This window comes from Sporosarcina sp. 179-K 3D1 HS (assembly GCF_047228905.1).
Classification (GTDB): domain Bacteria; phylum Bacillota; class Bacilli; order Bacillales_A; family Planococcaceae; genus Sporosarcina.
In genome coordinates, this window is the sequence record NZ_JBFEGI010000010.1 from 132,856 (window position 1) to 144,103 (window position 11,248).

The 11,248-nt window shown below is 44.5% G+C and carries 6 protein-coding genes; all 6 read right to left on the reverse strand.

Going from position 1 to position 11,248, the window contains the following annotated elements:
- Positions 1 to 64 precede the first annotated feature (64 nt).
- Entirely contained in the window at positions 65 to 4,210 is a 4,146-nt protein-coding gene (locus tag AB1K83_RS13630) for an S-layer homology domain-containing protein (RefSeq protein WP_413058754.1), read from the reverse strand.
- Between the two features lie 536 nt (positions 4,211 to 4,746).
- Positions 4,747 to 5,457: a WecB/TagA/CpsF family glycosyltransferase gene (locus tag AB1K83_RS13635; protein ID WP_413058755.1), complete on the reverse strand. Its 711-nt coding sequence runs from the start codon at positions 5,455 to 5,457 to the stop codon at positions 4,747 to 4,749.
- Entirely contained in the window at positions 5,454 to 6,761 is a 1,308-nt protein-coding gene (locus tag AB1K83_RS13640; RefSeq protein ID WP_413058764.1) for a nucleotide sugar dehydrogenase, read from the reverse strand. Before AB1K83_RS13640 ends, AB1K83_RS13635 begins: the two co-directional genes overlap by 4 nt.
- 84 nt (positions 6,762 to 6,845) lie before the next feature.
- Complete coding sequence (locus AB1K83_RS13645; protein WP_413058756.1) at positions 6,846 to 8,003, reverse strand: S41 family peptidase; 1,158 nt, start codon at positions 8,001 to 8,003, stop codon at positions 6,846 to 6,848.
- 372 nt (positions 8,004 to 8,375) lie between these two features.
- A complete protein-coding gene (locus AB1K83_RS13650) occupies positions 8,376 to 9,449 on the reverse strand; it encodes an S-layer homology domain-containing protein (RefSeq protein ID WP_413058757.1) in 1,074 nt (357 codons plus the stop codon).
- Between the two features lie 354 nt (positions 9,450 to 9,803).
- Positions 9,804 to 10,748, reverse strand: a complete 945-nt coding sequence (locus AB1K83_RS13655) for a nuclease-related domain-containing protein (RefSeq protein ID WP_413058758.1) — start codon at positions 10,746 to 10,748, stop codon at positions 9,804 to 9,806.
- Positions 10,749 to 11,248: the final 500 nt, after the last annotated feature.

Below are 11,248 nucleotides of genomic sequence, written 5' to 3' on the forward strand. Positions count from 1 at the left end.
ATGCAAGTTATCTGAATTGTTTCAGAAACTGGCACCCAATCTTAATGATCTTAATCACCAGATCTTAATTACTAGAGATAGTTGCTTTTCCAAATCTATCGATTTGAATTTTAGCTAACTTATCTCCATCAGCTATAGATCCAGTAGTTGTATCTGCATAAGCTGCTTTAATTAAAGTAATATTAAATGGCTCTGCATAAGAGTTTTCTTTTGCTCCCTTTGCCACAATAAATGCAGCTTCAGATAAAACAGGTCCATTAATTGAAATTGTTTTATCATCATTTGAGAATGCAATATTACCACCATTAACTTTAATATCTTCAGCTTTAAGATTTTTCAATACAGCCAAGTTACGACCAGCAGCGTCAGCATCTTCACTAGTTAGTGCTTGTAATTCAACCAAACGCGCTTTCAAAGCAACTTCAATTGCTGCTGCAGTAGTAGGTACTTCTATTTTGCCATCCTTTGCTTTATTATCGCCTTTTACAAATCCAGTCAAATAAGGATTAGCTACATTGATAGCGGAAGCAAAAGTTTCACTTACAGTTGTATTATTCACAACAGTTACTTCAACAGGAGTTGATGCTTTCTTATCAGCATTCTTGGCAATTACAGTAACTTTATCGCCTGCTTTAATTGAGCCAGCTGTAAAGCTGTAAGTAATTGTTGTACCAGTAGTATTTTTATCAACCGTTGCAACTGTAGCACCATTTACATTGATATCAAACTTGGTCGCTCCTGAGTCAATTGCATCAGTAGTAGTAAATGTAATCTCACCATCAATTGCAGAACCTGAATTCGTGTCTTTGAATCTTAGTTCTGTAACAGGTTTAACTTGATATTCATTGTCAACTACTGTGCTACCACCATTTTTATTTTCAACAGTTGCATTTTCATTCTCTACAGTAACTTTTGTTACCGCAGCGCCAGATGGAATCGTGACATTAGCAGCACCTGTTACTACTACTTCACTAATAGGAGTACCAGAGCCAGTAATTACAACTGAACCTTTTCCGGATACTTTAACAACACCAGTTACAAGGCTATTGTTAACAAATCTAGCGCCGTTTGTATCAGAAATTTCAACTGTATTCAATATACCATTGTTTGTGAATGAGCTTGAAAGTACGTCTTGAATATCAGTGTGTCCAGCTACTGCAACACCAGTTCCAAGTGTTACGTGAGCTTTCGGAGTATTAACTGTCAAGTCACCGCTGATATTTCCAAGACCAGTTGCAGACTTGTTAATATTAACGTTTTGTGTATTAGCACCAGTAATAGTTAGGTTATTTACTGAATCTACATTTACAACAATATTAATTGCTGCGTCTGTGTTAACAGTAATATTTCCGCCACCAGTCGCTGGAACTGTTACAGAAGCATCATTATTAAGAACTGCTTGCTGAATCAAGAAGTCAACGTTTTGTTGAGCGTTGAATGTAGCAGATCCGCTTGGTGCTACTACGTTGAATGTCAACTTGCCATTAGCATCTTTAGAAACTGTCAGACGAGCACCAGCTTCAAGCAATGTTTCAAATGTTTGCTCACTAACAGAAGCATTGTTCTGTAGCAATGTCGCATCTTCATAATTATAAACATGAACTTTGCTAGCGGAGTCAATTAATGCAAATGTGTTGTTTGTTTTATTAACGGAAGTTGCAACTACATCTCCTGTTACGTCAGCAGTAGAATACTGTGTGAATGTAACGGATTGTGAAGCTGGTTGTGTTGTGTTAAGAACAATTCCCGCAAGTGAACCAGTTGCTGTGATAGTTGCGCTAGATGGTTCCAAACCAATTACAGGAATAGAAACGTAGTTTTGTCCTGCCGGAATATTGACTGTTACAACATCGTTTTGTCCAGCTTGGAAAGTTTGACCTGCTACGCTGATTCGACCAGGACCTGCTTGAACGGAGAAAGTTACTCGCGTTGCTTCATTCGCAGTACGTAATTTACCGTTTTGGTCAACTAATTGGTAAACGAACCATGCTGGCGTTGTACCATCAGCCACAAGTGATTTTACTTCTTTAGATACATCACGAATTTCTCTATCTGTATCTAGAACTTTCAATTTAGCAGCGTAATCTACTTTGCTTACAAAGTATGTTACTTCACCAGTTGCTTGTAGATCGTCCTTATCCAAACCATTCACTGTGCCATTCTCAATGAATACAATAGGAGCTACATAGTCATTAGCTTCAGTAGATGTCACTGTAAATGTCGCCTGACCTGCTTTTTCTAATGGAACATTATAGTATAAGTAATCATTGTCCTGGCTATATGATGTAATAACATCACCTTTATGGTTGCGTAAGACAAAATCATTACCATTCTTATTTTTCAGACCCGTCTTAGGAATTGCTACACGTACTGTAGTTCCTTTTTCAGCAGACTTGCCATCCTTATCAGTGTAGTTGATAACATAGTCCCGTCCGCCTGTACCAATGCTAGTACCTGTGCTACTTGCAATTGCTGCGTTTTGTACACCTTCAGCTTTAATAGTCAAGCCAAGAGCATGCTGAACTGTAAATATCACAGTGTTAGCTGTTGCTTGCAACGCAGTTGCATCATACTTAGCATTGTAGTCTGCTTGGGTTGGATTAGTAACAGTGTTTAACTGCTTTCCTTCATAAACAATCGGCGTCACAGTTCCATTTGAACCTGTAAGAACAAGGTTCGCTTTGCCGTTATTGTCTAGTTTCACAGCGATAACTGCTTCCCCATTCACAGTGGCTTTGTATGGATAGGCTGTTCGTGCGAGTGCTGTTGTTGGGACACCAGATGTGTTTAGCTCGTAAGTAGTGACACCTTCAGCATTTACTGTTTTCACCAATTTATCTGGTGTAACATTCAAGTTCTCTTTAAACGTAACGAAGACATATTTGTTTTTATTACGCTCAGAGTTGATTTCATAAACTTTCTTTGAACCGTTCGCAAGTGTTGTTGCTTCAGTGATATCTTTTACAGTCAATAGAGCTTCTTTTGCCCAATATACTGTGCCAGATTCACGAAGGTCTGCTTTACCTGTTGGGTAAACCGTTACTGTATCATTACCCTCAGCATATTGCGTATAAGAGAACGTTGCAATCCCATCAGCATTTGTTACGACTTCAAATACTTGGTCTTTATTCAATGTAGTATTTGCTGCTTTCACGTTGAAAGTAACTGGAACGCCCGCTTCTTTTACGCCGATATCAGCAGAAAGAATTGCTTGTTGACCAACGATTCCTTGAACGGATCTCGTGTTCAATTTGATTGTGGATGGAATAACAGCAGAAATTCCTTCGAATGAACCAATTGCCTTTTCATTCAAGGAAACTGTGTACTTCTCTCCACCTTTTTGAACAGCAGTTGTCAATACGACCACTTTATCGTCAGTTTGTTTTACAGCTGCGTTAGAAACCGTCAAACCATCGATAGAGAAGTTAAGTGAGTTGATGTTGTCAACTTTATCTTTGAACGCAACTTCAACAGTCGTAGCGTTAACCGCCTTAACCGATGCAACGCCAGGTGCTACTACACCAGATTTAACATCAGAGAAATCTGTGTTAAGTGTTTTGTGTAGGAATGTAGCGAACTGACCACGAGTTGTTGTGCTTTTCGGGTTGAATGTTGGTGCAGCCGGGTTCGTGATGTCGAAGAAATCAAGAACGTCGATTGCCGGACGTGCTTCCGCTTTCGCGCTTCCTAGGTCAACAACGTCTTTTTTGAAATCTTGGCCCGCCACGTATGTAGCAAGATCGATATCGTTTACGCGATCAAATGCGCGAACAAGAACAATCGCCATGTTTTCACGAGTGATGTTGCCTGCTGCATCTAATTTACCGTCTGGAGTTCCAACAAATACGCCATTGTCTTTAACAACTGCAGCGTATTGTAGAAGCTCGTCGTTAGATGTCGATTTTAGATCTGTGAAACGTGGGTTCGTTTTGTAATCTGATGGTACAGCGTAGCCTTCAGATACAAGCCATTTACCCATTAGTTTGACAACGTCAGAACGTGTCAATGTTTTGTTTGGCAAGAATGTGCCGTCTGGGTAGCCAGTGATGATACCTGCATCAGATAGTGCATCGATTGCTGGTTCATGTGTGTTCCCTTTTGTATCTTTGAAATCTGCCGCGCTTGCAACAGGTGCTACTGCGGATGCTACGAGTGCAGCTGACGCAGCGCCTACTACGAACTTACGGTACTTCGTTGGTTGGTTAGCCATTGAATAATTTCCTCCTCTTGAATCGAAATTAATTTGTCATCTATCCCCACGGCAAAATGAAAGATAGAAGCCATTACACACTAAAGTATAGACAGTGACGACAAGGTTGTCAATTACAAATAAGGAAGTTTACAAGTTTCATAAACAAAACTGGACAAACTCTCCTTGCCGCTCCTATTATTCTATCGTATTTTAAATATATATCAAGCATTTTACTGAATTTGGTGCGATGTCATCAAAATGAAACATTTCTTATTGTTTATATAAAAGAGAGGAGTTGCATGAGATTTTTGAAATGGTTCCGGGAGCCAGGCACTGCCACCCGGTGGGGTGGGGTGGGAATGGGTCGGTGCCTCCCATTTGCAGCAGAATTTCAGCCAACAAAAAAACCCGGTCAGATGGGAACTGTCCGAGTTTTTTTGTGCGGTCAACCAACCGTTTCGTCCTGCGTGGCGTTTTGTTATATGATATGAGGAAATTATCCTTACACTTTCGTATTCTATCACCAAGTCTACTATATTACAAGTAGGGAATCCCTATTTTCGGGTTAATATTTCCAATAAAAATTTTGGAAGGTTCATTTGCCTCTTGATGCGGCTTGGTTCTTTCAGCAAACGATAGAGCCATTCCGCTCCGAATTTTTGAAAGACAGCCGGGGCGCGCTTAATGTTTCCAGCTAGCACATCGAATGATCCGCCAACCCCTTGGTAGAGGATCGGATGGAGGTTTTCTCGGTGCTCTTCAATCCAAAGTTCCTGCTTCGGTGAACCCATCGCGACGAATAGGATGTCCGGTTGTGCGGCGTTAATCGTATCGATCACTTTTTGCGTATCTTGCTCGTAGCCGTCCTGTGTGCCGGCGACTCTAAGATTTGAGTAAGTTTCTATCAATTTATCTGCGGCTGTCTCCGCGACACCTGGCTTAGCGCCATATAGAAAGATAGATTTACCGGTTCTTGCCGCCTCACGGACAACGCGATCCATCATGTCGACACCAGTGACCCGGGATTTGATATTGCCTTTTTGCAGCTTGGACGCGATAATGACGCCGATACCGTCCGGAATTTGGAACTCTGCACGGTTCAGGAGCGCTTTTAGTTCGGGATCGTCCTTCGCTTTCATAAGTTTTTCCGGATTGATAGCGACGACAAGCGATTTTTTCTTGTCGTCGATGTTCCGGAACAGCTTCGGGATCAGCTCATCATAATTTTCGGTGTTCACCTGTACACCTAAAATCGATTCCTTCATATAATAGGAAGTCCTTTGGCAGGTATGGATTTATTCTTCCCATCGCCGAGTTTGAAGAAATCGAAACCGGCTTGCTCCCATTTATCTCGGTCGAGCGCATTTTTCGTATCGAAGACGAGCGGTTTAGGCGATTTCGTCTGGACGGTTTGTGGATTAAGCGCCTTGAATTCCGTATGATCTGTCGTCAACAGGATAAGATCGGCCTGACTAGTCGCCTCTTCCAATGTGATCGTTTGGGTCGGGTGTTGCAATTGCTTGATATGTGGATCGAATGAGACGACGTCGATGTCGAGTTTTTGGAGTTCCTCAATCACCTTTGTGGACGGGCTTTCCCGCATATCGTCCACATCGCCTTTGAACGCAAGTCCAAGAACAGCGACTCTTCCGTTTTCGATGCCGTGCTCTTTCATTAGCTTATGTGCTTTTTGCGCGGTAAATTCCGGCATGCCGTCATTGGTCAAGCGGGATTTCTTGATGATTTTAGATTCTTCCGGGTTTAATTCCACCAAGAACCACGGATCGACTGCGATGCAGTGTCCTCCTACCCCAGGTCCCGGCGTATGGATGTTGACACGCGGGTGGAAGTTGGCAAAACGGATCGCTTCCCAGATATCGACATCAATCGACTCCGCGATTTTCGCGAGTTCGTTGGCGAATGCGATGTTGACGTCACGGTAGGTGTTTTCCATCACTTTGACGAGTTCAGCTGTTGTTGCGTCAGTGAGGTGGATTTCACCTTGCACGAACGTTTGATACAGCTCTTTCGTCATTTCCGCGGATTCCGGCGTAATGCCGCCAACTATGCGGTCGTTGTTAATGAGTTCTTCGAAAATTTTGCCCGGAATGACACGCTCCGGTGAATGCGCGACAAAAAGTTCTTCTCCAAGGATTAGATTGGATTGGCGTAGTTCCGGCAGCATAATGTTCTCTACAGTCTTCGGTGGGACCGTCGATTCAAGAATGACGAGTGCGCCTTTTTTCAAGAATGGAACGATTGATGCTGTCGCTTGGCGGATATATTCCAAATTGGCTGTATTATCCGGATTGATTGGCGACGGAACAGCCACAATATATACATCCGCTTCCACCGGCTGCGTGGAAACCGTGAATTTCCCCTCGTCGATGGCACGTTCGAGACGTTCTTGGAGACCGTTCTCTTCTATATGAAGTTGTTTATTGGAAATCAGGGAGACTGCTCTTTCATTTATATCGACGCCATGGACTTGGACGCCGCTGTTGGCGAACATGACCGCTGTAGGCAATCCGATATAACCGAGTCCGATGACGCAAAGTTTCTTATCCATCATTTTCTTTCCTCTCTACTTTGGCTTAAAACATTTACATATTATAACACAGTTAAAATGGCTGTGCATGTCCATGAATTTCACTTAATTGATGGGCTGAACCGTGACTGGCAAATAGGTCCCTTGCTTTACTGTGCGCCCTTTGTCGTTTTGCATACCTGGGTGGATGACGAGCAAATAGGATCCGCCTGGTTGCAGTTTTTTTCTTGGAATGATGTCGAGTTTGTCCTGGCCGTTTGGTTGGGCCGTAACCGGGACTGCAACACCGCCCAATTTCACGAGATCCACTTTAGTGGACGTTTGATTGCCCGAAAAGTTCATCGGTTGTGTGAAATGGATGTGAAAAGTTTTCGTGGTCGGGACGAGCTGTGGTCCTGAGACCTTTTTATAGAGCTGATTGGTGAAACGTGTATTCAAGAGCCGCTGGTGGATCGTCGTCAATTCTTGTCCGGGATTTGTCTTGATTGTCGGGTTCACGCCTTTTTGATGGACAACGGTTCCTTTTGGTCCAGTAAAATGCCCTGTTGTCAGTTTGAGCGCGCTGCCGTCGTCAAATTCGAAAAACGACTGGATGCTCCCCTTCCCTTTCGTCGTTTCCCCGGCGATGACGCCGGCATCTTGATCCTTTAGTGCCGCTGCAACAATCTCAGAAGCGGACGCGGAATAGCGATTGACGAGGACATAGGTTTGCTGCGGGAATTTGATATCCGCAGGGATTGGCTTGAATAGTTGGCTGCCTTCACGTGTCTTTAATTGATAGGCGTTCGTGGCGCCTTTGAAGAAGCCGAGCAGCTGTTCCGCGCTATCTACATAGCCGCCTCCGTTGTAGCGGAGATCCACAATTAGGTGGGTAGCCCCGGCTTTTTTCAACTTCGTCCAATGGGCCGTGACCTCTTTACCAAGATTGGCTGGGAAGGTCGGAATTTTAATATATCCGATATTGCCATACAGCATATGGGACGTAATTGCTGGCGAGGCATTGGCGATTTGCGATACCGGTGCCTCTCCCACTGCTGCGATATATGTAACATACTCCTCTGGTGTTAGGTAGCGAGAATATTCATCAAGCGCATTTATCACTTCATCCATGCTTTTCATAGAGTGCAAGCTCTTCGGAATATCGCCATAATAATAGGTATCCACAAAAAATTTGACGTCATCTAGTTTCGAAGCTTCGGTAACAGTAGGTGTGAGTACAAATAGAGTTATGAATGCAAGTAGAACTATATGAATTCGTTTCAAGGTGATCTCCGCCTTTCACTAGTGTGTCACTTAGTATGACTATACCCCAAAATGGATGGGAGGAGGTGAAGTATAGGGGAATTTTTTGTTGATGCGGGAGTGGAAATGTTGTGAGATTCGACAATCGTGTTTCGTAGTTCACTCATTACGTTGGGAGGTTGAAGGAAATCGTTTCGAGGTTCAGGAGATACGTTGCGAGGTTTGGCAATGGCGTTTCGAAGCTCCCTTAATATGTTGCGAGGTTCACTTAGTATGTTTCAAAGTTGGAAGAAAGTGTTGTGAAGTTAAAGAGAAGAACCAACTTCAGAATAAATTCCGGAGTTGGTTCTTCTTTTAAAGGGCCGTGAGGCTCGCGGGTTGATTCGACCCTAATTATTTTCTTGAGAATTGGTGGACCCAGTAGGTGGTGCCTTGGGCGTTGGTGGCGTAGCCGGAGCCGATGTGTGTGAATTCTGCTTTCAGGATGTTAGCGCGATGGCCAGTTGAGTTCATCCAACCAGTGATCACATCGACAGGCGTCGTGTAGCCCATGGCGATGTTTTCACCGTACGCCGTCCACTTATAATTGAAGCGAGAGAGCATGTCCTCGACCGATCCGTAGGTTGGCGATGTATGGCTAAAATAGTCGTTTTTTGCCATATCTTCGGCTTTCGCCTGCGCGACTTTGGATAATTCCCGGTCATGCGTCAGCGGCTTGCCCCCTTGTTTGGTTCGTTGTTCATTGACCAACTCCATTGTTTTTGATGCGTTGTCAGCCAGCTTGGCGACAGGCGGTTTCGTGACTGGTGAGTTCGTTTCAATGTACAGTTTTTGTGCCTGGTCATAATGAATGAGGCCTTTTTGGCGTTTGGCCTCGAACTCCATCGCCCGTTGGATGAAAGCCGCCATATGGGCCCGAGACAATTGGTCATTCGGCTGGAACGTCCCGCCCGGTGGAGTCGTCGTGATACCCAATTCGGCAATTGTTGTGATGTAGCCATAATACTGGCTCTGCTTCGTCACATCACGGAACCGGATGAAATCATTGTCGTCCACGATGATCTCATAGCCGAGCGTCAGGATTTTCGCCATCTGGGCACGTGTCAACGGATCATTCGGCCGGAACTGGTCCGCGTCATTGAAAATGCCCCGCTCGGTCAGTGCCCGGATATAGTTGTATGAACCGTGCGCCGGTCCGACGTCTTGAAAACGTGTTTTGAAGTTCGGAGATGCCTTCGCCCCAATCGCAAGTGCCACGATTTTCGCAGCCTGCGCCCGGGTGACCGGGTTGTTCAGACGATACGTGCCGTCCGGATAGCCATTGATCAGCCCCCGCTCCGACATCTGATCGATTGCCTCATACGCCCAATGGTTTCGCGGCACATCCGAAAACGACGCTGCTTGGGTGAGGAGCGGGGAGATTACTAGAGTAAGGGAAAGCATGGCAATGGTGAATAGCTTTTTCATGATTTCTGCCTCCTTTTCTAGTAGTATACTATTTTTTCGTGAGTATTGTGGAGTGTTGGGAGGTTCAGGGAGTAACGTTTAGATGTTCGGCTGGAGTGTTGTGAAGTTGAGTGAAAATGTTTCGAGGTAGGACGGAAGTGTTTAGAAGCAAGTGGAAAACGTTTTGAGGTTGGGGGAGAACGTTTCGAAGTGCTGTTGGGGGCGTTTCGAAGTTCGGGAGATTCTTTTCGAGGTTTGGATGAGGCTTTGCGAGGTGAATAGAAATTGTTTCGAGGTGTGTGGCGGAAATGTTGAATGGCTTTGGTGGAATCGAAGGTTGGCTTGAAAAATTGAGTTAAAAAAGAAGCGAACCGATTAGGTTGGCTTCTTTTTGCGCAAAGGCAGGTTATAGTCCCATGTATAGACGGTACCCGGCGGTCTGCCGGTGCGGTTGAGTCGAAGCTGGCTGAATAGGATACTGGCGGCAGAGGTGGAGTTTAATTCAAGAAAATATTTTAATTGTCTGTTTCGCAAGGTGGGGCTAATGAGCAAATACCAATCCGCGACGGCTTGTTCGAGTGCGGAATCGCCGGGTTGGTCGCAGGTTTCGCAAAGCCAGGTGCGTCCCTTTTTCCGTGTCACTTCCCCGTTGCATTCGAGACAAAGGACGCCCCTTCTTAATTCTCCCGGAGCGATGTTAAATCGTTCACAGGCAGTTCTCCGTCTCCATCTAATTTGGTTGTGAAAGAGAGTTTTGGCAATGGTCTCGATTTGCTGTACAGGCAACATATCCCCTTCTTGATTTAACAAACGGCGGAGATAGCGGGGTAGCTGTTTGGCATATTTGAGTGTGATGGATTCAGGGAATTCCTGAATTTCGACGTTAGGATTTGCCATGACTAGGACTGGTTCGATGGGTAATGGGATTTGTTTTTGTTTGAACCACATATCGAGGCCCGCTTTTGCGCGGTCCAGCTGGTGTAGAATGCAGTCAAACTTTTCAATTTCGCCGTCCGGGGAAATTTTCGTTGTTTTACCGGACTGCTCATCGAATTGGACAGTTCCCGCGTAATGTTTGATTTCCAGCAGGATGGCTCGAGATGGCATCAGGATGAGGGTGTCTAGTTGGATGAGGTACTCGGGGTTTATTTCTAATGTGAGATCGCGCAGGATTTTGGTTCCTGGTGGGAAGGCGACTTCACTTAGGATCCGGTCGACGATGAGTTCGCCGGAGTAACCGGCTCTGGTTTGGTAGAGCTTGGTTGTCAGGGATTTGTGTTGTGGATGGTGTTCGGGCAATCGGACGAGTAAGCGTTGCAATTGAAGCAGATCTTCTGGCGGTTTGCGAGTAGTTTGTATTGTTGCGCCCTCCTATTTTCTGAATATTTTATATTTAGTTTAGTAGATTTGTAGGGAAATAGCAAGATGTTTGGGGGATTTTGTAATTTTTTGTTGGGTTTCGTACTATATTTGGATTGAAGCTTAAAACGTTTTTGCGCCGCCTCATAACGTTTCCTCTATACTTCGAAACGTTACCGAAATACTTCATAACATTTACAGTGGACTTCAAAACGGTTCTGCCCCGCCTCACAACGTTCCCTTTCCACTTCAAAACGTTACTGAAACACTTCACAACATTTGCAGTGGACTTCAAAACGGTTCTGCTCCACCTCACAACGTTCCCTTTCTACTTCAAAACGTTACTCAAACACTTCACAACATTTGCAGTGGACCTCAAAACATTTGTAAGCGTCAATAGAACAACACCTCCTTTCTATGTCTGCCTCGTGAAATAATGGGGATAGATTTTAATCCGGAAA

Coding starts and splice junctions, on each gene's coding strand:
- AB1K83_RS13630 (WP_413058754.1), bottom strand. CDS start 4,210: ATGGCTAACCAACCAACGAAGTACCGTAAGTTCGTAGTAGGCGCTGCG.
- AB1K83_RS13635 (WP_413058755.1), bottom strand. CDS start 5,457: ATGAAGGAATCGATTTTAGGTGTACAGGTGAACACCGAAAATTATGAT.
- AB1K83_RS13640 (WP_413058764.1), bottom strand. CDS start 6,761: ATGGATAAGAAACTTTGCGTCATCGGACTCGGTTATATCGGATTGCCT.
- AB1K83_RS13650 (WP_413058757.1), bottom strand. CDS start 9,449: ATGAAAAAGCTATTCACCATTGCCATGCTTTCCCTTACTCTAGTAATC.